At 72.3% G+C, this 21,502-nt stretch carries 25 protein-coding genes and 1 pseudogene; 12 read left to right on the plus strand and 14 right to left on the minus strand.

The window, feature by feature from the left end; genetic code table 11:
* Window positions 1–5: 5 nt before the first annotated feature.
* Window positions 6–455, minus strand: a complete 450-nt coding sequence (locus tag HUT12_RS03540) for a hypothetical protein (RefSeq protein ID WP_217705944.1) — start codon at window positions 453–455, stop codon at window positions 6–8.
* Window positions 456–609: 154 nt separating this feature from the next.
* Complete coding sequence (locus HUT12_RS03545) at window positions 610–1,458, minus strand: SDR family oxidoreductase (protein WP_176092463.1); 849 nt, start codon at window positions 1,456–1,458, stop codon at window positions 610–612.
* Between the two features lie 120 nt (window positions 1,459–1,578).
* On the opposite strand from HUT12_RS03545, the gene HUT12_RS03550 reads away from it, so the two are divergent.
* Entirely contained in the window at window positions 1,579–1,941 is a 363-nt protein-coding gene (locus tag HUT12_RS03550) for a helix-turn-helix domain-containing protein (protein WP_343232756.1), read from the plus strand.
* Between the two features lie 28 nt (window positions 1,942–1,969).
* Here the strand turns inward: HUT12_RS03550 and HUT12_RS03555 are convergent, their stop codons facing one another.
* Both HUT12_RS03555 and HUT12_RS33320 read right to left on the minus strand, forming a co-directional pair.
* Window positions 1,970–2,569 carry a ClpP family protease gene (locus HUT12_RS03555; RefSeq protein WP_176092464.1) on the minus strand — a complete coding sequence of 200 codons (600 nt, stop codon included), beginning with the start codon at window positions 2,567–2,569 and terminating at the stop codon, window positions 1,970–1,972.
* A gap of 263 nt (window positions 2,570–2,832) precedes the next feature.
* On the minus strand, window positions 2,833–3,516 hold the full coding sequence (locus tag HUT12_RS33320) for a helix-turn-helix domain-containing protein (RefSeq protein WP_368660226.1): 684 nt from the start codon (window positions 3,514–3,516) through the stop codon (window positions 2,833–2,835).
* A 157-nt stretch (window positions 3,517–3,673) separates the two neighbouring features.
* On the opposite strand from HUT12_RS33320, the gene HUT12_RS03565 reads away from it, so the two are divergent.
* Window positions 3,674–4,687, plus strand: coding sequence for a TrkA family potassium uptake protein (locus HUT12_RS03565; RefSeq protein ID WP_131052010.1), 1,014 nt, complete (start codon window positions 3,674–3,676; stop codon window positions 4,685–4,687).
* A 13-nt stretch (window positions 4,688–4,700) separates the two neighbouring features.
* On the opposite strand, the gene HUT12_RS03570 is transcribed toward HUT12_RS03565, so the two are convergent.
* On the minus strand, window positions 4,701–5,183 hold the full coding sequence (locus HUT12_RS03570) for a MarR family winged helix-turn-helix transcriptional regulator (protein WP_131052011.1): 483 nt from the start codon (window positions 5,181–5,183) through the stop codon (window positions 4,701–4,703).
* A gap of 84 nt (window positions 5,184–5,267) precedes the next feature.
* Here HUT12_RS03570 and HUT12_RS03575 point away from each other — a divergent pair, with 84 nt between their 5' ends.
* A complete protein-coding gene (locus tag HUT12_RS03575; protein ID WP_176092465.1) occupies window positions 5,268–5,909 on the plus strand; it encodes an FMN-dependent NADH-azoreductase in 642 nt (213 codons plus the stop codon).
* Window positions 5,910–5,977: 68 nt separating this feature from the next.
* Here HUT12_RS03575 and HUT12_RS03580 read toward each other — a convergent pair whose 3' ends face one another.
* Together HUT12_RS03580 and HUT12_RS03585 are read right to left on the minus strand one after the other, a co-directional pair.
* On the minus strand, window positions 5,978–7,012 hold the full coding sequence (locus HUT12_RS03580; protein WP_131052013.1) for a 2-oxoacid:ferredoxin oxidoreductase subunit beta: 1,035 nt from the start codon (window positions 7,010–7,012) through the stop codon (window positions 5,978–5,980).
* Window positions 7,005–8,852, minus strand: a complete 1,848-nt coding sequence (locus HUT12_RS03585) for a 2-oxoacid:acceptor oxidoreductase subunit alpha (RefSeq protein WP_131052014.1) — start codon at window positions 8,850–8,852, stop codon at window positions 7,005–7,007. The genes HUT12_RS03580 and HUT12_RS03585 overlap by 8 nt, the downstream gene beginning before the upstream one ends.
* 328 nt (window positions 8,853–9,180) lie before the next feature.
* Here HUT12_RS03585 and HUT12_RS03590 point away from each other — a divergent pair, with 328 nt between their 5' ends.
* Complete coding sequence (locus HUT12_RS03590; RefSeq protein ID WP_131052015.1) at window positions 9,181–9,558, plus strand: NADH-quinone oxidoreductase subunit A; 378 nt, start codon at window positions 9,181–9,183, stop codon at window positions 9,556–9,558.
* Between the two features lie 6 nt (window positions 9,559–9,564).
* Here HUT12_RS03590 and folP read toward each other — a convergent pair whose 3' ends face one another.
* Complete coding sequence (gene folP / locus HUT12_RS03595; protein WP_176092466.1) at window positions 9,565–10,434, minus strand: dihydropteroate synthase; 870 nt, start codon at window positions 10,432–10,434, stop codon at window positions 9,565–9,567.
* A gap of 144 nt (window positions 10,435–10,578) precedes the next feature.
* On the opposite strand from folP, the pseudogene HUT12_RS33325 reads away from it, so the two are divergent.
* Together HUT12_RS33325 and HUT12_RS03605 are read left to right on the plus strand one after the other, a co-directional pair.
* Window positions 10,579–10,938: pseudogene (locus HUT12_RS33325) on the plus strand (DivIVA domain-containing protein); the annotation flags it as partial.
* Between the two features lie 419 nt (window positions 10,939–11,357).
* Window positions 11,358–11,855 (plus strand): SRPBCC family protein, encoded by a 498-nt coding sequence (locus tag HUT12_RS03605; protein WP_176092467.1) that lies wholly within the window; start codon window positions 11,358–11,360, stop codon window positions 11,853–11,855.
* A gap of 127 nt (window positions 11,856–11,982) precedes the next feature.
* On the opposite strand, the gene HUT12_RS03610 is transcribed toward HUT12_RS03605, so the two are convergent.
* Window positions 11,983–12,366: a PIN domain-containing protein gene (locus HUT12_RS03610; protein ID WP_176092468.1), complete on the minus strand. Its 384-nt coding sequence runs from the start codon at window positions 12,364–12,366 to the stop codon at window positions 11,983–11,985.
* Window positions 12,363–12,611 (minus strand): type II toxin-antitoxin system Phd/YefM family antitoxin, encoded by a 249-nt coding sequence (locus tag HUT12_RS03615; protein WP_131056284.1) that lies wholly within the window; start codon window positions 12,609–12,611, stop codon window positions 12,363–12,365. Before HUT12_RS03615 ends, HUT12_RS03610 begins: the two co-directional genes overlap by 4 nt.
* 138 nt (window positions 12,612–12,749) lie before the next feature.
* Here HUT12_RS03615 and HUT12_RS03620 point away from each other — a divergent pair, with 138 nt between their 5' ends.
* Both HUT12_RS03620 and HUT12_RS03625 read left to right on the plus strand, forming a co-directional pair.
* Window positions 12,750–13,340, plus strand: coding sequence for a DNA-3-methyladenine glycosylase I (locus HUT12_RS03620; RefSeq protein ID WP_176092469.1), 591 nt, complete (start codon window positions 12,750–12,752; stop codon window positions 13,338–13,340).
* Window positions 13,341–13,344: 4 nt separating this feature from the next.
* Entirely contained in the window at window positions 13,345–13,968 is a 624-nt protein-coding gene (locus HUT12_RS03625; RefSeq protein ID WP_131056288.1) for a hypothetical protein, read from the plus strand.
* Between the two features lie 10 nt (window positions 13,969–13,978).
* Here HUT12_RS03625 and HUT12_RS03630 read toward each other — a convergent pair whose 3' ends face one another.
* Together HUT12_RS03630 and HUT12_RS03635 are read right to left on the minus strand one after the other, a co-directional pair.
* Complete coding sequence (locus HUT12_RS03630; protein WP_176092470.1) at window positions 13,979–14,770, minus strand: enoyl-CoA hydratase/isomerase family protein; 792 nt, start codon at window positions 14,768–14,770, stop codon at window positions 13,979–13,981.
* The gene (locus HUT12_RS03635; protein WP_131056292.1) at window positions 14,767–15,591 is read right to left on the minus strand and encodes a PaaX family transcriptional regulator C-terminal domain-containing protein; all 825 of its coding nucleotides are present in this window, start codon (window positions 15,589–15,591) and stop codon (window positions 14,767–14,769) included. The genes HUT12_RS03630 and HUT12_RS03635 overlap by 4 nt, the downstream gene beginning before the upstream one ends.
* 191 nt (window positions 15,592–15,782) lie before the next feature.
* Between HUT12_RS03635 and HUT12_RS03640 the strand changes: the two genes are divergently transcribed.
* Window positions 15,783–15,950, plus strand: coding sequence for a DUF3117 domain-containing protein (locus HUT12_RS03640; RefSeq protein WP_013283866.1), 168 nt, complete (start codon window positions 15,783–15,785; stop codon window positions 15,948–15,950).
* 142 nt (window positions 15,951–16,092) lie between these two features.
* Entirely contained in the window at window positions 16,093–17,559 is a 1,467-nt protein-coding gene (locus HUT12_RS03645; protein WP_176092471.1) for a M17 family metallopeptidase, read from the plus strand.
* Between the two features lie 28 nt (window positions 17,560–17,587).
* Here the strand turns inward: HUT12_RS03645 and HUT12_RS03650 are convergent, their stop codons facing one another.
* Window positions 17,588–18,262: an O-methyltransferase gene (locus HUT12_RS03650; protein WP_343232792.1), complete on the minus strand. Its 675-nt coding sequence runs from the start codon at window positions 18,260–18,262 to the stop codon at window positions 17,588–17,590.
* Window positions 18,263–18,519: 257 nt separating this feature from the next.
* Between HUT12_RS03650 and HUT12_RS03655 the strand changes: the two genes are divergently transcribed.
* Both HUT12_RS03655 and HUT12_RS03660 read left to right on the plus strand, forming a co-directional pair.
* A complete protein-coding gene (locus HUT12_RS03655) occupies window positions 18,520–19,776 on the plus strand; it encodes a S1C family serine protease (RefSeq protein ID WP_254877026.1) in 1,257 nt (418 codons plus the stop codon).
* A 73-nt stretch (window positions 19,777–19,849) separates the two neighbouring features.
* Entirely contained in the window at window positions 19,850–20,284 is a 435-nt protein-coding gene (locus HUT12_RS03660; protein ID WP_176092473.1) for a preprotein translocase subunit TatB, read from the plus strand.
* 15 nt (window positions 20,285–20,299) lie between these two features.
* On the opposite strand, the gene HUT12_RS03665 is transcribed toward HUT12_RS03660, so the two are convergent.
* A complete protein-coding gene (locus HUT12_RS03665; protein WP_131053968.1) occupies window positions 20,300–21,448 on the minus strand; it encodes an Mrp/NBP35 family ATP-binding protein in 1,149 nt (382 codons plus the stop codon).
* Window positions 21,449–21,502 lie beyond the last annotated feature (54 nt).

Genomic DNA, 21,502 nt, shown 5'->3' on the forward strand with positions numbered 1-21,502 from the left:
CGCCGTCAGGAGCCGGGCGGGGTGCCGTAACTGTTGCGGTAGACCTTGCCCGGCTTGGGGTGGGTGAACTTCAGGCCGGCCCACACCTCGTCCACCCGCAGGCAGGTGCTCTCGACCAGCCCGAAGTCGTAGCCGATCCGGATCACGCTCTTGAGCTCCAGGTCGGAGCCGAGTCGGCCGCCCTTCGGCCAGGAGAGCCACAGCATTCCGCCCCGGCGCAGGTGCTCCCGCAGCACCGGGAAACGGTGCCGCATCTCCTCCTGCGTGGTGACGAAGAGGTGCAGGTAGTCGAACTCCCCGGCCAGGATGTCGGCGACCGCCAGCTCGGGCAGCCGCAGCGCCTCGACCGCCGAGGCGGGCGCCGCGTCCAGATAGGCCCGGCTGCCCGGCTTGACGCCCATCTTCTGCGCCACCGTCCGCCCCGACGTCACTCGTTCCCCCGTTGTTTGTGCCATTCCGCGACGCTAACCCGCCCCTGTGACAACGCTCCGTCCGCCACCGGCGACGAGCCCACGTCACCGCGGACGGAAGCCCGCCACCAAGGACAACGGCCCGCCACCGACAAGGACAACGGCCCGCCGCCACCAAGGGCGACGGGCCGTCCGTGGGTCAGAGCGCGGTGCGGATCGCCTCGGCGAGGGTCACCGGCGGTCGTCCGATCAGCCTGGCCAGGTCGTCGCCCTCGACGTACAGCTCACCCTCGGCGGCACCCCGGTCGCCGTCGGCCAGCACCTCCGCGAACCCCTGCGGCAGTCCGGCGCCGACCAGCACCTCCACGTACTTCTCCACCGGCAGGTCGAGGTAACCCACCTCCCGGCCGCTCTGCCGGGACACCTCGGCGGCCAGCTCGCCCAGGGTGAACGCCGGACCACCCAGCTCGTACACCCGGTTGGTGTGCCCCTCGCCGGTCAGCACCACGGCGGCGGCCTCCGCGAAGTCCGCGCGGGCGGCGGCGCTGATCCGGCCCTCACCCGCCGCACCCGCCACCCCGTGCTCCAGGTACGTCGGCACCTGCGGGAGATAGTTCTCCAGGTACCAGCCGTTGCGCAGCAGGACGTACGGCAGCCCGGAGGCGACGATCTCCTGCTCGGTGGCGCGGTGCTCGGTGGCGAGGATCAGGCTGGACGTGTCGGCCTTCGGGATGCTGGTGTAGACGACCAGCCCGACCTCGGCCTCCCTGGCAGCGGTGACCACGTTGCGGTGCTGCGCCACCCGTCGGCCCACCTCGCTGCCGGAGACGAACATCAGCTTCTCGGCACCGGCGAACGCGGTCCGCAGCGACTCGGGATCGTCGTAGTCCGCCTGCCGGACGGTGACGCCACGCCCGGCCAGGTCGGCGAGGCGGGCGGTCTCCCGGCCGAGCGCCACGATCTGCCCGGCCGGTACGCCCCGATCCAGCAGCGAGGTGACGATGAGCCGGCCGAGGTGCCCGGTGGCACCGGTGACGACGATGGACATGGATCCTGCTCCCTCCACGGAAACTGCCTGACGTCGGAGGCAACCGGAAGATCGCCCGACCACTTCCCGTTGGAGAGTAGGCACCTTGAAGTGCGCCACATCCTGATGGAGAGTAATAGCGTGGAACCCGACCTGTACGACCGGAAGTGCGGCAGCCGACAGGTCCTCGACCGGATCGGGGACCGGTGGAGCGTCCTGGTGGTGCTGACCCTCGCGAACGGCCCCAAAAGGTATGGCGAGCTGGCCCAGCGGATCGACGGGGTGAGCCAGAAGATGCTCACCCAGACCCTGCGCGGCCTGGAACGCGACGGCCTGGTCACCCGCACCGTGCACGCCACCGTCCCGCCCCGGGTCGACTACGAGCTCACCGACCTGGGGCACGACCTGCGGTCACTGGTCGCCGGCCTGGAATCCTGGGCGACGGACCACCTCGCCGAGGTGGAGGCCGCCCGCGCCCGCTACGACGCCCGCCAGCAGGCGTAGTCACCCTTTCCGCCAGTCGGCGTGGCCGCTAGCCGGCGGTCAGGGGCGTCGGGAGGTCGGTGGCGGCGCGGACCACCTGGTCGATCAGGCCGTACTCGCGGGCCTCGTCGGCGGTGAACCAGCGGTCCCGGTCCCAGTCACGTTGGATCTCGTCCAGCGGACGCCCGCTGTGCTGGGCGATCAACTCCAGCATGGTCCGCTTGACGTGCAGCATGTTCTCCGCCTGGATGGTGATGTCGCTGACCGTGCCGCCGAAGCCGCCGTGCGGCTGATGCATCACCACCCGGGTGTGCGGCAGCGCGTACCGCTTGCCGGCGGCACCCGCGCAGAGCAGGAACTGGCCCATCGAGGCGGCCAGGCCCAGCGCCAGCGTCGCCACGTCGTTGCGGACGAAGCGCATCGTGTCGTAGATCGCCAGTCCCGCGCTCACCGAGCCGCCCGGCGAGTTGATGTACAGATGGATGTCCCGGTCCGGGTCCTCCGCCGCGAGCAGCAGCATCTGGGCGTTGATCCGGTTGGCGACCTCGTCGGTCACCTCGCTGCCGAGAAAGACGATCCGCTCCCGCAGCAGCCGCTCGTACACCTGGTCGCCGAAGGACCGCTGACCGTCGTCCAGCATCGTGACCATCTCGTCCACCTCCACCCGCCGGTGGCGACCTCCGCCGCCCGGGAACCGGCCCGTCCAGCGTGCGCCGGTCGGGTGGCCGTTCCCCAGCACTTCTGCCCGGGGCAGATCCGCCCACGGCAGAACGGCTCCGGCGGTCACCGTCCTGCTGGTCGGCCCGGCCGTGACCACGCCCCGGCCGCCACCAGGTCCCCGGCGAGCAGCCGGGGCGGGACAGACGGCGACCTCGTCGGTGCCGCGCCGACGAGCCTGAGGGCGTGGGCGGATCAGCTCGACAGTGGTTGCAGGTGACGTCCTGCCGGTTCGGCCGTGGCCTGGTCAGGGCCGTGGGCTCCCGCGTCGGCCTCGGCGGTGTCGCCGAAGACGATGATGCGAAGACCGCCATTGAAGCCGAATCCGCCGGCCGGTCCGGCAGCGACACCACCGGCGACGACACCGCCAGCAACGACACCGCCACCGGCGGCGCCACCGGGGGCGAAGTCGCCGCCCAGCCGCGTGTACCCGCCGACCGTCGCCGACCCGCCGCTGCCCTGGAGCCCGCCGGCCAGGCCGGTGCCGAGGGACGCGGTGTCGATCAGGGTGCTGCCGAACCCGATGCCGCCGAACTGCGCGACCGGGTGGGCGAAGCCGTCCGTGCCGCGCGGGACGGAGGCGGTGGGGCCGCCACCCCGGACGGCCGGGACGTAACTGCCCTGGGGGGTGGTCGGGGCGGGCCGCTCGACCCGGCGCAGCTCGTCGCGTACCTCTCCGAGCAGGTCGGAGAGCGGAAGGCCGAGCGCCCGGGAGACGGCGCCGAGCACCTCGGAGGAGGCTTCCTTGCGCCCCCGCTCGACCTCGGAGAGATAGGGCACCGACACGCCGGCGGCCTCGGCCACCTCGCGCAGCGTGCGGCGCTGTCGTTGGCGCTGGCGGCGCAGGACCGCACCGATCACCCGTCGCAGCAACGTCATGCCGGGACCTCACTCTCGCCGGTCTGCGCTGACCGTTCCCATCATGCCGGGCCGCCGCCCGCCGCGCCGCCCCTCGCTGCGCCACCCCGCCGTGCGAATCGGCGGGCAGGGGCTATCTTGTGGGCGTGCAGTCGACCGAGTCTGGCCAGGCCCCGCGGTGATCCACTTTCCCGCGCAGCGGCGGGGCCCGCTCAGCGCGTTGAGTATGCGGCTGGCCGCCGCCGTCGGACTGGTGCTCGCCGTGGTGACGGTGGTCTACCTCGACCGCGACGGGTACCGGGACGTCAACGAGGACGGCATCACGCTCCTCGACTGCTTCTACTACGTGGTCGTCTCGCTCTCCACCACCGGGTACGGCGACATCACCCCGGTCAGCGACTCGGCGCGGCTGATCAACGTCCTGTTCATCACGCCGGCTCGGGTGCTGTTCCTGATCATCCTGGTCGGCACCACCCTCGAAGTCCTGACCGAGCAGTACCGGACCGGCCGCCGCCTGCACCGGTGGGAGAGAAAAGTGAAGGATCACGTCATCATCTGCGGCTACGGCACCAAGGGCCGTAGTGCGGTCTCGGCGCTGCTGGAGAACGGGTTCGAGAAGTCCCGGATCGTCGTGGTGGAACGCAACGGCGCGGCGCTGCGGCAGGCCACCACGAACGGGCTGGTCGCCATCGAGGGCTCCGCCACCCGATCCTCGGTGCTCAACCAGGCGCATGTGCGAACCGCCAAGGCGGTGATCATCGCGACCGACAGCGACGACGCCTCGGTGCTGGTGGCCCTGACCGTACGGCAGCTCACCGCCGGTCAGGTCCGGATCATCGCCGCCGCGCGGGAGGCGGAGAACGCGCCGCTGCTCAAGCAGAGCGGGGCGCACCACGTCATCGTCTCGTCGGCGACCGCCGGGCGTCTGCTGGGCCTGTCGACCTCCGCGCCACCGCTGATCGACGTGGTCGAGGACCTGCTGACGCCCGGTCAGGGGATGGCGCTGGCCATGCGGTCGGCGGAGCGCAACGAGGTGGGCCGGAACCCGCGCGAACTGGAGTCCCTGGTGATCGCCCTGGTGCGGCGCGGCAAGGTGGTCACCCTGGCCGACCAGGCGGGTGCGGTGGTGGAGACCGGCGACATGCTGGTCCACGTCCGCGACGACCGTCCCACCGCCAACACCCTGCCCTGATCGCCGACCCGGGTCAGCAGAGGACGTCGGGGTTGTCCCGGATGGCCTCCGTGCAGGTCGCCGGCCCGCCGCTGCTGGCCCGCCGCAGCAGGTCGTAGAGCGTGTCCCGCTCGGCGGGGTCGAGTGCGGCGAGCACGTCGTCCTCGGCTCCGGCCAGGGCGCACTCGGCCTCGTTGAGCCGCCTGGTCCCGTGCTCGGTGAGGCTGACCACGTGTCGACGGCGGTCCTCGGGGGAGCGGCGACGCTCGACGAGCTCCGCCGTTTCCAGGTCGTTGAGCAGCCCCACCACGTTCGTGCCGTCGAGTTGCAGGCTGCCCGCCAACGCCTGCTGACTCATCTCGCCGGCCTCCCGCAGCACGGTGAGCGCGACCAGGTGCCGGGGGCGCAGACCGAGCGGTGCCAGCACCGACTCCGAGCGCAGCCGCATCCGGCGGGCCAGGAATTCGAGCAGGGCGCCGGAACGGCGCTCCCTGTGCTCGGCCGGCCCGGCAGTCATGTGACCGAGTTTACCCCCCACGGCGAAACATTGGCCTGCTATAAATAGTTGGTGCTACACAAACCATCTGTGAGGGGTTAGCCAATGCCGCACCTGTTGCACATCGACTCGAGCATCCGGGGAGAGCAGTCGGTCAGCCGCCGGCTCACCGCCCGCGCCGCCGCCGCGTGGCAGGCCGCGCATCCCGGCGGCACGATCACCTATCGCAACCTCGGCAAGGAGCCGCTGCCGCACCTCGACGAGGCCGCCGAGACGGCCCGGCACACGCCGCCCGACCAGCGCACCCCGGAGCAGCACCGGATCTGGGAGCTGACCGAGCAGGTGGTCGCCGAGGTGCAGGCCGCCGACACCGTGCTGCTCGGCCTGCCGCTCTACAACTACGGCGCGCCGAGCAGCGTGAAGAGCTGGGTGGACCTGCTGATCGCGCCCGGCCTGTCGTACGATCCGGCCACCGGCGCCGGGCTGCTCGGCGGCCGGGAGTTCATCGTGCTGGCCTCCCGGGGCGGCGGCTACGGCTCCGGCACCCCGCGCGAGGGCTGGGACCACGCCGCGCCCTGGCTGCCGCACGGCCTGTCGATGACCGGCCTGGAGCCGAGGTTCATCGGCTGCGAGCTGACCCTGGCGTCCAGCGTCCCGGCCATGTCCGAGCTGATCCCGCTGCACGAGGAGAGCCTCGCGGTGGCGCAGCGGAGCATCGACGAGCTCTGGGTACCGGCCACGGTCTGACCTGGTACGGAAAACTGCCGGGCCGCCCCCTCAGGGAGCGGCCCGGCAGTTTCGACTGAAGCGGTGGGTCAGAGGATCGTCCAGGTGTCGCCGCTGCCCAGCAGGCCGGCGAGCTGCTGCTCCGGAGTCTCGGTGACCGAGGCACGGGCCTCGTCCAGTTGCGCCTGGACCACGCTGTCGTACGACGGCCGGCGCACCGACCGGAACACCCCGATCGGGGTGTTGCGCAGGTCGAAGCCGGGAAGCCGGGACAGCGCGAAGGCGTACGCCGGGTCGTCGACCGTGGCGTCGTGCACCACGATGTCCTCCGCCGGGGTGGACGCCGTCTCGCGGACCTCCAGGCCGAAGCCGCGCGGCGGGTGCACCACGCAGAACTGCCCGTCCTTGCCGAACGTGATCGGCTGACCGTGCTCCAGCCGGATCAGGTGGTCGTCCCGGACGCCCGGGTCCTTGAGCTGCTCGAACGCGCCGTCGTTGAAGATGTTGCAGTTCTGGTAGATCTCCACGAAGGCCGAACCCTCGTGCTCGGCCGCAGCCCGCAGCACCGACTGGAGGTGCTTGCGGTCCGAGTCGATGGTGCGGCCGACGAAGGTCGCCTCCGCGCCGAGCGCCAGCGACAGCGGGTTGAACGGCGCGTCCGCCGACCCGACCGGCGTCGACTTCGTGATCTTGCCGACCTCGGAGGTCGGCGAGTACTGCCCCTTGGTCAGACCGTAGATCCGATTGTTGAACAGCAGGATCTTGAGGTTGACGTTGCGGCGCAGCGCGTGGATCAGGTGGTTGCCGCCGATGGAGAGCGCGTCACCGTCACCGGTGACCACCCAGACCGACAGGTCCGGACGGGAGACCGACAGGCCACTCGCGATCGCCGGGGCGCGCCCGTGGATCGAGTGCATCCCGTAGGTGTTCATGTAGTACGGGAAGCGCGACGAGCAGCCGATGCCCGAGACGAAGACGATGTTCTCCCGGGGGATGTTCAGCTCCGGCATGAACTGCTGGACGGCCGCGAGGATCGCGTAGTCACCGCAGCCGGGGCACCAGCGCACCTCCTGGTCGGACTTGAAGTCCTTGGCGGTGAGCTTCAGCGCGACGGGCTCAGACATTCTTCAGGACCTCTTCCAGCATCGACTCCAGCTCGGCGGCGGTGAACGGCAGGCCGCGGACCTGGTTGTAGCCGATCGCGTCGACCAGGTAGCGGGCCCGGATCACGTGGGCGAGCTGGCCGAGATTCATCTCGGGGATGACCACCCGGTCGTACGCGCCGAGCACCGTGCCCAGGTTCGCCGGCATCGGCGCGAGGTGGCGCAGGTGCGCCTGGGCCACCGGCAGCCCGCGCTGACGCAGCGCGCGGCAGGCGGCACCGATCGGGCCGTACGTGGAGCCCCAACCGAGCACCAGCACCCGGGCGTCGCCGTCCGGGTCCTCGACCTCGACGTCCGGAACCGGGATGGTCTCGATCCGGGCCGCCCGGGTCCGCACCATGAAGTCGTGGTTCGTCGGGTCGTACGAGATGTCGCCGGTCTTGTCGGCCTTCTCCAGCCCGCCGATCCGGTGCTCCAGGCCCGGGGTGCCGGGCACCGCCCACGGGCGGGCCAGCGTCTGCGGATCGCGGAGGTAGGGCAGGAAGGTGGTGCCGTCCTCACCGTTCGGCGCGGTGGCGAACTCGACCCGCAGGTCGGGCAGGGAATCCACCTCGGGCAGCAGCCACGGCTCGGAGCCGTTGGCGACGTAGTTGTCCGACAACAGGATCACCGGCGTGCGGTAGGTCAACGCGATCCGCGCCGCCTCCAGGGCCGCGTGGAAGCAGTCCGACGGGGACTTCGGCGCGATCACCGCGACCGGCGCCTCGCCGTGGCGTCCGAACAACGCCATGTTCAGGTCGGCCTGCTCGGTCTTGGTCGGCATACCGGTGGACGGCCCGGCCCGCTGCACGTCGACGATGACCAGCGGCAGCTCCAGTGCCACCGCGAGCGAGATCGTCTCGCCCTTCAGCGCGACACCGGGACCGCTGGTGGTGGTCACCCCGAGCGCGCCGCCGTACGAGGCGCCCAGCGCCGCGCCGATCGCCGCGATCTCGTCCTCGGCCTGCATGGTGGTGACGCCGAACCGCTTGTGCTTGCTCAGCTCGTGCAGGATGTCCGAGGCCGGGGTGATCGGATACGCCCCGAGGAACACCGGCAGGCCGGAGCGGACCCCGGCGGCGACGAGACCGAGCGAGAGCGCGGCGTTGCCGGTGATGTTGCGGTACGTCCCGGACGGCATCTTGGCCGGCTTGACCTCGTACCGGACGGCGAAGTCCTCGGTGGTCTCGCCGAAGTTCCAGCCCGCCTTGAAGGCGGCGATGTTGGCGGCGACCAGTTCGGGGCGCTTGGCGAACTTGCGCTCCAGGAACCGCAGCGTCGAGGAGTACGGGCGGGAGTACATCCAGCTCAGCAGCCCGAGAGCGAACATGTTCTTGGCCCGCTCGGCGTCCTTCTTGGACACGTCCTGATCGGCCAGCGCGCCGATCGTCATCGAGGTCAACGCCACCGGGTGCACCGCGTACGCGTCGAGGCTGTCGTCGTCGAGCGGGCTGCTCGCATACCCGACCTTGGCCAGGTTGCGCTTGGTGAACTCGTCGGTGTTGACGATGATGTCGGCCCCGCGCGGCAGGTCGGCGAGGTTGGCCTTGAGCGCCGCCGGGTTCATCGCCACCAGCACGTTCGGCGCGTCGCCGGGCGTGAGGATGTCGTACTCGGCGAAGTGCACCTGGAAGCTCGACACGCCCGGCAGGGTGCCGGCGGGTGCCCGGATCTCGGCCGGGAAGTTGGGCAGCGTGGAGATGTCGTTGCCCAACTGCGCGGTCTCCGAGGTGAACCGGTCACCGGTCAGCTGCATGCCGTCGCCGGAGTCGCCGGCGAACCGGATGACCACCCGCTCCAGTTGGCGGATCTGCTTGCTCACGGCCGTACCCCGCTCCGTCGTGCGTGGCCCGCTCGGCTGAGTGGGATGGTGACCTCGCCTTGCCCGGCCACGAGACCTCCTTGACGCGCCGCTGCACCGGCCGTCCGCGAAGGTCCGGCCCGCCTGTCATTCCTCACCCAGAGCCTACGTCGGATCGAGCCCCCGCCTGCCCCGGAGGTCCGCCGACTGGGACTGGAATGTGGGGGTTTATGCGACCCCTTGGGGGGTTTCGCCCGGCACGCCGTAATCCAGATCACCGCCCAATCCGGGCGGACCACCAGGGATTGACCCGGCCCGCCGACGCCTCCCGCCGGTAGGCTGACCGATCGTGACCGGTTACCTGGGCTCGTACGCGACGCTCGGGCTGTTGCTGCTCGCCGGCGTCCTCTTCCTCGTCGTCGCCTTCTCGGCCAACCGGGTGCTGCGCCCGGCCCGCCCGGCGGACCCGCCCGGCAAACGGGCCAACTACGAGTGCGGTGTCGACCCGGTCGGCGGCGACTGGGCGCAGATGCAGATCCGGTACTACGTCTACGCCTACCTGTACGTGCTCTTCGCGGTCGAGGCGGTGTTCCTCTTCCCCTGGGCGGTGGTCTTCGACCGGCCCGGCTTCGGCCTGGTCACGGTCGTGGAGATGGCGATCTTCGTGGCCGTCCTCGCGCTCGGCCTGCTCTACGCCTGGCGTCGCCGGATCCTCGACTGGACCTGATCGCGGTCAGGCCAGCCCACGCCGGGTGAGCGTGGGCGGGCGGGTACCCCGGATGGACGCCACCATGTCGAGTACGCGGCGGGTCTGAAGGACCTGGTGGGCCCGGAATACCCGGGCACCCAGCCAGGCGGAGACCGCCGTGGCGGCGAGCGTCCCCTCCAGCCGCTCGGCGACCGGCAGGTCCAGCGTCTCGCCGACGAAGTCCTTGTTCGACAGGGCCACCAGCAGCGGCCACCCGGTCTCGGCCAGCTCACCGAGCCGTCGGGTGATCTCCAACGAGTGCCGGGTGTTCTTGCCGAAGTCGTGGGCCGGGTCGATCAGGATGCCGTCGGGGCGTACCCCGAGGGACACCGCCCGCTCGGCGAGCCCGGTCACCGTCGACACGACGTCGACCACCACGTCGTCGAAGGCCGCCCGGTGCGGCCTGGTCCGCGGACTCAACCCACCGGCGTGCGAGCAGACCAGCCCGGCCCCGGTCGCCGCGGCGACCCGGGCCAGCGCCGGGTCCGCACCCGACCAGGTGTCGTTGAGCAGGTCCGCCCCGGCGGCCACCGCCTCCACCGCCACCTCGGCCCGCCAGGTGTCGATGGAGATCACCACGTCCGGGAAGGCGGCCCGGACGGCGGCGATGGTGTCCACCGTCCGCCGGATCTCCTCGGCCACGTCCACCTCGGCACCCGGCCCCGCCTTCACCCCGCCGATGTCGACGATCTGCGCGCCCTCGTCCACGGCGCGGGCCACCGCCCGCAGCGCACTGTCCGCCTCGAACGTCGCGCCCCGGTCGAAGAAGGAGTCCGGGGTGCGGTTGACGATCGCCATCACCACCAGCTCGTCGGGGCCGAACGTCCGTCCACCGAGCCGAAGCTCCCCGGCCACGCCGCCTCCTTGATCGCCGCACGCCGCCGGAGGGTCACCCGGCCGACCTCCACGACGCTATCCGGTGCCAGGTCACGGGCATCGTCCGGTACGGCGCGCCGGGTGGGGTCGCTCCGGGGCCGTCGACATGCCACGATCAGTGGTATGGGTCAGCTTCTGCTCCTGCTGGTCGTGGCGGTCGCCGTCGCGGCGGTGGTGTTCGGGGTGACGGTGCTGGTCACCGGCCGGGATCCCGGCCTGGTGCCGGTCGAGGCGGACGGGCGGGCGGTGCCGCTGCCCGGTGACCGTCCGCTGCGCGAGTCGGATGTGAGCGAGGTGCGTTTCGACACCGCGTTGCGCGGATATCGAATGGCCCAGGTCGACCAGGCGCTGCGCCGGGCGGCGTACGACATCGGTTACAAGACCGAGCTGATCGGGGTGCTGGAGGCAGAGGTGACCGCGTTGCGCGACGGGCGGACGGCCGAGGCCGACGCCCTGCGGCGCGCCCGCGAGCAGTCCGCCGGCCTGGCCACCGGCCCGGCCGCCGACACCAGCTCGGCGGTCTCCGACACCTCCACCCCGCCCGTCTCCGACGTCACCGTCTCTGCGGCACCGTCCGACATCTCCGTCACTCCGGCGAGCGCCCCCTCACCCGGTGGCACCGCCGCCACGTCCGGCACCGCCGCGCCCCGCACCGCCACCTTCGCGGGACCGACCGCCGAGGATGCGCCGCCGACCGCCCCCGCGACGACCGCGCCGCCGCCGACCACCGCAGCGGCGACCGCGCCGACCGGCGGCCGGGACGACGCCGCGACCGACGGCCAGGGCGCTACGCCGACCGGCGACCGTCAGGGCGCGTCGTCGGTCGAGGCAGAGGGCCGCACGTCGGACGACGACGCGCCGGAATCCGAGCCACGCGGACCCGTGGTCCGCTCGGAGTCGGCGTGAGCGATCCGGAGGGGCAGGACGATCTGCGCCAGGCGGCCCAGCCGGGCGCAGGTGAGGTCACCGCGACCGTGATCGTCGACGCCCCGGCCGAGAAGGTCTTCGCGGCCCTGCTCGCCTGGGAACGGCAGTCCGACTGGATCCCGTTCACCCGCGTACGGGTGGTCGAGGGCGACGGCGGCGAGGGCAGCCTGGTCGAGGCGGTCACCGCGCTCGGCCCGGCGGTGCTGCGGGACAAGATGCGGGTCGTCCGGGTGGACGCGCCGTACGAGATCGGCGTGGTGCACTGCGGCACCCTGCTGCGCGGTCCCGGCGTGCTGCGCTGCACCCCGTTGGCGGGCGGGCGGACCCAGGTGGTCTGGCACGAGTGGTTCCACCTGCCCGGCGGCACCGCCGGTCGGGCGGCCTGGCCGGTGCTCTGGCCCGGCTCGAAGTTCAGCCTCACCCAGGCGCTGCGCAGGTTCGCCCGTCAGGTCGAGCAGGGCCGCATACCCTGACCCGGTGCATCCCGCCGAACGCTGAGCCGCCTCACGGTGTCCGGCGGCGGGGTGGGCGCTCGATCTGTTCCGTTTTGGGCAGACCCGCGAGCACCACGAGCTTCCTCGTCAGTGGGCGGCGCGTGGATCAGATCGTGTGGATCGTGATGAGGTCTTCGAGCCCTGCGAGATCCTCGGCGTTGCGGGTGTACACGGCGGCGTCATGGGCGTGTGCAGTTGCCGCGATGAGCAGGTCCATCACCCTCGCTCGCGGCTGGCGGCCGGTCTCGACGACACGTGCGGCCAGCCGCGCGTAGCTATCGGCGATCACTTCGTCGATGGGAAGTGGATCAAATCGACGTTGGATGGCACTCAACCGTGCCAACCGGAGCGCCCTCGCCTCGGCGGTCTTCGCGACCAGGACACCGAACTGGAGTTCGGCGAGGCTGGCGATGCTGATGGCCAGCTCGCCGGGAATCGGGGTCACGTCGGTGGCGATGAGGATGCTGGTGTCGAGGATGCCGCGACTCACCGCTCGACCCATGGATCGGTGATGGCGTCGTCGAGCAGGTCCCGATCGCCCGCCCACCCTGGGTCCGTGGGCTGGTCGAACACGCCGGCGAGGTCGTCCCACTCGCGCCAGGTGCGAGGACTGACCGGGCCGAGCACGGCTGCCGGTCGGCCAGCGACGGTGATCGTCACACGTTCGCCCGCCTGCGCCCGACGCACCAGGTCGCTGGCGTTCTGCCGCATCTCCCGCAGCCCGACCTCATGCATACGGGCACTGTAGCACATGTGCTACCTGCTCCCGAGGGTCAATCAGTACCTCGCTGCGGCCGATCCTCCGGGCCGCGACGGTCACACCCGCGACGGTCACACCCGCGACGGTCACACCCGCGACGTAGCCTCGGGGCCGTGACTGAACTGGTGATCGGTGCCGACGGGCTGGCCCGCTGCGCCTGGGGGGCGAGTACGCCCGACTACGCGGTCTACCACGACACCGAGTGGGGTCGCCCGCTGCGTGGCGACGATGCGCTCTTCGAACGGATGACGCTGGAGGCGTTCCAGTCCGGGCTGTCCTGGTTGACGATCCTGCGGAAGCGTCCGGCGTTCCGGACGGCCTTCGACGACTTCCGGATCGAGGCGGTCGCCGGGTACGGCGAGGCCGACGTGGCGCGGCTGTTGGCCGACGCGGGCATCGTCCGCAACCGCGCCAAGATCGAGGCGGCGATCGCGAACGCGCGAGCCGCGCTGGAACTGCCGGAGGGGCTGTCCGCGCTGCTCTGGTCGTTCGCGCCGGCCGCCGGTCGGGACCGTCCCACCGCGTCGACCGGGGTGCCGGCGTCGACCGACGCCTCCGCCGCCATGGCCAAGGCGCTCAAGCGGCGGGGCTTCCGGTTCGTCGGCCCGACCACGGCGTACGCGCTGATGCAGGCCACCGGAATGGTCGACGATCACCTGGCGGGCTGCCACGTCGTGGCGACCCGGGCGAACGTGATGAGATGAGGACATGACGACCGACACCGCGCACCGGCGCAGCGGCGCGAGCCACGCGGAGGGCCCCGGAGCCTGGGCGGTGCTGCTGCCGCCCGGCAGGTACGACGCCGAGCGCCTCGTGCACCACGACACGCTGGAGCTGACCGGCCTGGACGACCGCCTCCTGCCCGGCCCGGGCGACCAGGTCGCGGTGCTGGCCGACGAGCCGCCCCGACTGGTGGCGCTGGGTCGGGTCGCGGTGCCGACCGGTCCCGTTCCCGACGACCCGGAGGACCCGCAGTCCGACCGGGGGCCCGACGCGCTGGTGGTCACGTACACCCGGCGGGCCTTCGACGAGCCGGTGCCGGCGGAGACGCTGGCCCTCGACGGGCCGGTCACCGCGCTCGACCCGGTCACGTTCCGCGAGTTGGCCGACCGGCTCGGCCCGGCGCCGCAGCGGCAGACCTGGCTGGTCAGCCTGGACCTGCCGATCGAGGCGGACTCGCCGGCCGAGGCGGTCCGGCTGTTCTGGGCGTACGTGCAGGAGCTGGGCCCCCGGGAGCTGCCCGCCTTCGTCTCGCCCTCCGGTGACGAGTTGGCCATGCAGGCCTTCGTGCTCGGTGCCGAGGCGAACCAGGACCCGGAGGAGGACGACTGACCCGCTCGGGTCAGCGTCCCTCGAAGATCGGCTTCTGCTTGTTGACGAAGGCCACGGTGGCCGCCCGGTGGTCGGCGGTGCCGCCGCAGATCGCCTGCGCCTTCGCCTCGGCGGCCAGCGCGTCGGTCAGGGTGCCGGCGTCGGCGACGGAGAGTTGGCGCTTGATCGCCGCGTAGGCCACGGTCGGGCCGGCGGCGAGCCGGGTGGCGAGTTCCTGGGCGGTGGGGAGCACCTGCTCGTCGTCGTCCAGCAGCCGGGTGAGCAGGCCCAGCCGGGCTGCCTCGTCGGCGCGTACCGGCTCGGCCAGCATCAGCAGCTCGACGGCCTTGGCGTGGCCGACCAGCCGGGGCAGCGTCCAGGACGCGCCGGTGTCGGCGGCGAGCCCGACCTTGGCGAACGCCATCAGGAAGCTGGTCGACGGCCCGCCGACACGGAAGTCGGCGAGGAACGTCAGCGAGGCGCCCGCGCCGGCAGCCATGCCGCGTACCGCCGCCACGACCGGCTTGGTCAGGTTGGCGAGCCGGGCGGCGATCGGGTTGTAGTGCACCGCCACGGTGTCCAACGGCCGCCCCGCGCCCTCTTCGAGGGTGGTCACGTGCTCGCGCAGGTCCTGGCCGGCACAGAAGTTCCCGCCGGCCCCGGCGAGCACCACCGCCCGGATGCTGCGGTCGGCCTCCAACTCGGCGAGCGTGTCCCGGAGCGCCTCCTTGAGCGCCACGTCGAGCGCGTTCATCGCCGTCGGGCGGTTCAGGGTGAGCGTGGCGACGGCGTCGGTGCGGTCGACGAGTAGCGGCTCTGTCACGTGTGGCGACCCTTCTGTCGGGCGATCCGGTGTCCTCCGTCGAGGCACTGTTCGACGTACCGGTCGGCGGCCGGCCGGAGCCGGGCCGCGTGCCGGTCGAAGAAGCCGGCCGCGGCGGTGCCGGGCCAGCGTTCGGGGAGCAGCGCCGGTGGCAGCTGCGGGTCCCGGAACAGGAAGGTACGCCACGCGTGCACCAGCCGGAACCGGGCCGCGTACGCCTCCTCGTCGCCGCTACGTGCGGAGACTCCGCTCAGCAGGGCGCGCTGCTCGGTGACGAACTGCTCGTACGCCCGGCCGATCTCGGCGAGGTCCCAGGCCCGACGGACCAGGCCCATCGCGCCCGGCGTCCCGGCGGCGTGCGCCGCGCTGAACCGCTCGAACCGGACGCCCGCCTCGCTGAGCAGCAGGTCGACGTCCTCGGCCGGACGGGTGGCCACCCAGGTCTGCTCGTCGAGCGTGCCGTAGCCGAGGTACCGCAGGTTGGCGGCGAGGCGTTGGCGGTCGCGTCGGGCCGTCGGCGCGTCGAGCACGAGCAGGTCGAACCGCCCGTCCCAGGTGACCCGACCGGTGCGGTAGATCCGGGAGGCCGCCTCGTCCAGTCGTCGGGCCGCCTTGGGTGTGATCGAATAGCCCGGACCGGAGGTCAGTTTGACCGGTTCGAGCCAGCCTTGACGGACCATGCGGGAGACCGCCGTCCGTACGGCGGGTGGGGCGATCCCGAGCGGCGCCAGCAGCTTTACCAGGGCGGCAACGGGTGCGCGGCCGCCCCGAGGCCGGAGGTGGTCGCCGTACAGGTCGAAGAGTGCCGACCGTGCCTGCATGACCGCACATTGTGACAGGCCATCTCGCGATAAGCTAGATGCTGTTACATCAATGCTGCTTCGGTTTGGGTCCGGCGGTGTTCATCAGGGAAAATCGTTGGTCGACACCTCCCGTGCACATCGCGGGTGGTCATGGCGAAGTGGCTGTGGGGCAACCCACCGACCCTGGTGTAGGTCTGAGGGGAGACAACATGGCGGCGATGAAGCCGCGGACGGGCGACGGTCCGCTGGAAGTCACCAAGGAGGGCCGGGGCATCGTCATGCGGGTCCCGCTGGAGGGCGGTGGCCGGCTCGTCGTCGAGATGACTCCCGACGAGGCGACGGCGCTCGGTGACGCGTTGAAGGCGGCCGCCGGCTGAAAGAGGCCGGTGCGTCGGCGACGCTCGCCGCCGCGGACGGTTCGTCACACCCTGAGCCACCGGCTGAGCCGGTGGCTCAGGGCCTTCACACCATCTCGCCGGGCAGCCGCCCCGCGATCGTCCTCAGGAGGTACGGCTCCGCGTGCTCGCCATCCGTCTGACCGCCGAGCCGGACCGGCTCGACGTCCTGGTCCTGCCCGTCCGACCCGCTCCCGGCGACGCCACGTCGGCCGAGCCGGTGCCCGCCGGGGCGACGCTGCCCACGGGGATCGCCGACGAGGCCGCCGCGCTGGTCGGGCCGGCCCGGGTCACCGGCCGCGCCGGTCAGGTGCACGCCCAGGTGCGACCGGGTGGCACCCCCGCCCGGCTGCTGCTGCTCGGTGTGGGCGAGGCGGACGAGGCGGCGTGGCGGGCGGCGGGTGCCGGACTGGTCCGGGCAACGCGAGATGAGACTCATGTCACAGTGGCGTTGCCGGCGGAGTTGGCACCCGAGTCGGTGCGTGGGCTGGTCGAGGGCCTGCTGCTCGGTTCGTACCGGTTCCGCCTCGGCGACGACCCGGACGCCCCGACGCTGACCGGGGTCGACCTGGCGGTCGCCGAACCCGACGCGTACGCACAGGCCGTCGCCACGGCCCGGACGACCGCCGAGATGACCCGGCTGGCCCGCGACCTCACCAACACCCCCTCCTCGGTCAAGAACCCGGAGTGGTTCGCCGCCCAGGTCACCGACGCCGCCGCCGACCTGCCCGGACTCCGGGTGCGGGTACGCGAGCCGGAGCAGTTGGCCGCCGAGGGATTCGGCGGGATCGTCGCGGTGGGCGGCGGCTCGGCCAGCGGTCCCCGCCTGGTCGAGATGGACTGGCACCCGGCCGACGCCCGGACCCACGTGGTGCTGGTCGGCAAGGGCATCACCTTCGACACCGGCGGCATCTCGATCAAGCCCGTGCCGGCGATGAAGCTGATGCGCAAGGACATGGCCGGGGCGGCGGCCGTCGTCGCGGCGACCCTGGGCGCGGCAGCCCTGAAGCTGCCGGTCCGGATCACCACGCTCGCCCCGCTGGCCGAGAACATGGTCAGCGGCTCGGCGTTCCGTCCCGGCGACGTCATCCGGCACTACGGCGGCCTGACCAGCGAGACCACCAACTCCGACGCCGAGGGGCGGCTGGTCCTCGCCGACGCGCTGGCGTACGCCGTGCAGGAGCTCAAGCCCGACCTGCTGATCGACCTGGCCACGCTGACCGGGGCGAACGCGGTCGCGCTCGGCACCCGCATCGGCGCGCTCTACAGCGACAACGACCGGTTGGCCGGGGACCTGCTGGCGGCCATCGACGCGGCCGGCGAGTCCGCCTGGCGGATGCCGCTGGGCACCGACTACGTCGAGCACCTCGGCAGCGACGTGGCCGACCTGCACAGCGCACCGACGCAGGGGCCCGGATCCGTGCTGGCCGCGCTCTACCTGCGCGAGTTCACTGGCGAACTGCGCCAGCAGTGGCTGCACATCGACATGTCGGCGCCGTCCTGGTGCGACCGGGACGACGCGGAGCTGACCCGGGGCGCCACCGGCTGGGGCGTACGCGGCCTGCTGCGCTGGCTGGCGACCCTCTCCTGACCGGCGGCCCGGCCGTGGTGCGCCCAGTTCAGCAGCGCACCGCGGCCAGTAGCCCGTGGCCCACCGGCAGCATCGCCGGGATCCAGTTCTCCGACTCGCGGATGGCCTTGATCGTCTCGCGCACGGTCACCGTCTCCGCGTCCCGGGCCGCCGGGTCACCGATCCGGCCCCCGGCCAGCGTGCCGTTGAGGACCAGCACGCCACCGGGCCGGAGCAGCCGCAGCGCGGCCTCCACGCAGGCGGTGAAGCCGGTCGCCTCGGCGTCGACGAAGACCAGGTCGTACGCCCCGTCGGCGAGCCTCGGCAGCACGTCCAGCGCGCGTCCGGTGATGATGCGGGTCCGGCCGGCGACGAAGCCCGCCTCGGTGAAGATCCGGCGGGCGATGCGCTGGTGCTCCACCTCGACGTCGATCGTGGTGAGCACCCCGTCGACCCGCATGCCCCGCAGCAGCCAGACCCCGCTGACCCCGGTGCCGGTGCCGATCTCGACCACCGCCCGCGCATTCCCGGCGGCGGCGAGCAGGCGCAACGCGGCGCCCGCTCCGGGGGTGACCGCGTCGAGTCCGACCTCCCGGGCGAGGCTGCGGGCGGTACGCAGCACGAGGTCCTCGGTGACGTACGACTCGGCGAACTGGAGAGCCGGGTTCGTCGGACTACCGGAACCGGCGACGGTGGCGATGGGACACCTCCGGGCGGCGAGCATGATGCGCAGGGCGGGTGGGCACTGTGACTCTAGAGGCGGCCCGCCACCGGCGCAGCCGGGCGTCCACCCGCAGTGACAACCGCTGACCCCACGCGGCACATCCGTGCAATCCTGGAAGCGGTATCCCGTCGACGGCATCGGAGCGGCGTCCGATCGCCGGATCGCGGGACACCGGGGGACGGACTGGGAGGCACCGAGTGACCGACGGCTGGGACTGGCGCCAGCCCGGCGCGAGCGGCGTACCGGCGGGACAGCCGGTGCCCGGAACTCCGCCGGCAGGCTCGTCGGCGCGCGAGGGAGGCCCACCGGGTGCCTCGCCGTGGTGGTCCGACGCGCTGAGCGACCCGTGGCGGGACCCGTACGCTCCGACGGCGGTGGTGGTGCCGGCGGCACCGGTCGTCGGCGCCGAGCCGGAACGGGTCACCGACCCGGACGCGCCCGGACGCTCGAAACTGCACCAGATGCTGCTGGTTCCCCTGCTCGCCGCGTTGCTCGCCGGCACGCTCGGCGGTGCCCTCGGGTACGCCTTCGCGGTCCGTGGCGGCGCGGCCGGGCCGGTGCTCGGCGCCGCCCCCGGGACCGCCCCCACGCTCGCCCAACGCCCGCCGGAGTCGCTGGCCGGGGTGGCCGAGCGGGTCCTGCCCAGCGTGGTCACCGTCCGGGTGGCCGGGGTGGGCGGCACCAGCGAGGGCTCCGGGTTCATCGTCAGCACCGACGGCCACGTGATCACCAACGATCACGTCGTGGCCGGCGGCAGCGGCAAGGCGTCGGTGGTCTTCAACGACGGCAGCACCGACTCGGCGACCGTGGTGGGTCAGGACCCGGAGTCCGACATCGCCGTGATCAAGGTCTCACGTACCGGACTGCGCCCGGTCGAGTTCGGCGACTCCGACGCCCTGGCGGTCGGCGACCCGGTGCTGGCCTTCGGGTCGCCCCTGTCGCTGGCGAACACGGTCACCTCGGGCATCGTCAGCGCGCTGGACCGGACCATGCAGGCCGGCGAGCCGGGCGGCCCGACGCGCTACTACGCCGCGATCCAGACCGACGCCGCGGTCAACCACGGCAACTCGGGTGGCCCGCTGGTCGACGCGGCGGGGCGGGTGATCGGCGTCAACTCGACCATCAAGTCCCTGGTCGCGGATGGCCAGGAGGCCGGCAACATCGGTCTCGCCTTCGCCATCCCGATCAACCAGGCCAAGCGGATCACCCAGGAGATCATCGGCACCGGCAAGGCCCGGCGTACGGTGATCGGCGCCCAGGTGGGCGGACCGGGTGCCAACGCCGGCGGATCGGGTGTCCGCCTCGCCGCGGTGGAACCGGCGGGGCCGGCGGCCGGCGCCGGGCTCCGGGCCGGTGACGTGATCCTGCGGCTCGACGGCCGACCGATGACCGAGCCGACCGACCTGATCGCCCTGGTCCGCAAGTACGCCCCCGGCTCGGTGGTGACCGTCGAGTACCGGCGGGGCAGCGACCGGCAGAACGCCTCCGTCACGCTGGCGGCGGATGCGAAGTGACCTCGCAGAACCCCTTCTGGCCGGGCCCCCGACGTGCGTACTCTGGCTGCGGTAGCCGGGGGAGGAGGACGGGGTGTTCGAGAACCTGAACGTGTGGGAGGTCGGCGCGCTGCTGCTGCTGGCGCTGCTGATCTTCGGCGATCGGCTGCCGCAGGTGATCAGCGACGGCCTGCGGATGGTGCGCAACCTGCGGAACATGGCGCGTAACGCCACCACCGACCTCAGCAAGGAACTGGGCACCGACATCCAGCTCGAGGATCTGCACCCCAAGGCGTTCATCCGCAAGCATCTGCTCAGCGAAGAGGACGAGCAGGCGATCCGCAAACCGTTGCAGGGCGTCTACGACAACCTCCGGGCGGACGTCACCGGCGTGCACAACGACCTCAAGGACGTCGCCACCTCCGCCGACCCGCGAACCCCCGCCGCCACGTCGTCGGCCGCCCGCGCCACCGCCCCGGCGGCGTCCCCGCCGGCCCCGCGCGCCGCCAGCTACGACGAGATCACCTGACGGCGCGCCTTCCGGTCAGCGACCGGCCGGAGTGAGACCGAGCGGCTTGCCCAGCAGCGACTCCCGGCGCAGCGCGAGCCGGTCGGCGACCTGGCCCATCGCCTTCGCCGCCGGAGAGTCCGGCGCGGACAGCACGATCGGGTTCCCCTCGTCGCCGGCCTCGCGGACCCGGGTGTCGAGCGGCACCTGACCCAGCAGCGGCACCTGCGCGCCGATGGTCTGGGTCAGCGAGTCGGCGACGGTCTGGCCGCCACCGGCGCCGAAGACCTCCATCCGGGAACCGTCCGGCAGCTCCAGCCACGACATGTTCTCGATCACACCGACCACCCGCTGGTGGGTCTGCAACGCGATCGCACCGGCCCGCTCGGCCACCTCGGCGGCAGCGGCCTGCGGCGTGGTGACCACCAGGATCTCGGCGTTGGGCAGCAACTGGGCCAGCGAGATGGCGACATCGCCGGTGCCCGGGGGCAGGTCGAGCAGGAGCACGTCCAGGTCGCCCCAGTACACGTCGGCGAGGAACTGCTGCAACGCGCGGTGCAGCATCGGCCCGCGCCACACGACCGCGGCGTTGCCGGCGGTGAACATGCCGATCGAGATCACCTTCACGCCGTGCGACTCCGGCGGCATGATCATGTCCTCGACCCGGGTGGGACGGCCGTCCGCGCCGAGCATCCGGGGCACCGAGTGTCCGTAGATGTCCGCGTCCACCACGCCGACGGAGAGACCCCGGGCGGCCAGTGCCGCCGCCAGGTTCACCGTCACGCTGGACTTGCCCACGCCGCCCTTGCCGCTGGCCACCGCGTACACCCGGGTGCGGGAGCCGGGCTGCGCGAACGGGATGACCGGCTCCTCGGAGGCGCCGCCGCCGCGCAGCGTGGCCTGGAGCTCCTTGCGCTGCTCGGCGCTCATCACACCGAAGTCGATCTCGACGCCGGTGACTCCGCTCACCGCGCTGACCGCGGCGGTGATGTCCGCCCGCAGCTTGTCCTTCAACGGGCACCCGGCCACCGTGAGCAGCAGCGCGACCCGGACCACACCGTCGTCGCCGATGTCGGCGGACTTGACCATGCCGAGTTCGGTGATCGGCCGGCGGATCTCCGGGTCGTTGACGGTGGCCAGGGCGGCCTGGACGGCGTCGTGGACGGTGCTGACGGGAGCTGACATGCCCGCAATGCTACGTCGGTCGTGATCCGCCACCGGCGCCAGCGGCGACGGTGT

Source organism: Verrucosispora sp. NA02020 (genome assembly GCF_013364215.1).
Taxonomy (GTDB): domain Bacteria; phylum Actinomycetota; class Actinomycetes; order Mycobacteriales; family Micromonosporaceae; genus Micromonospora.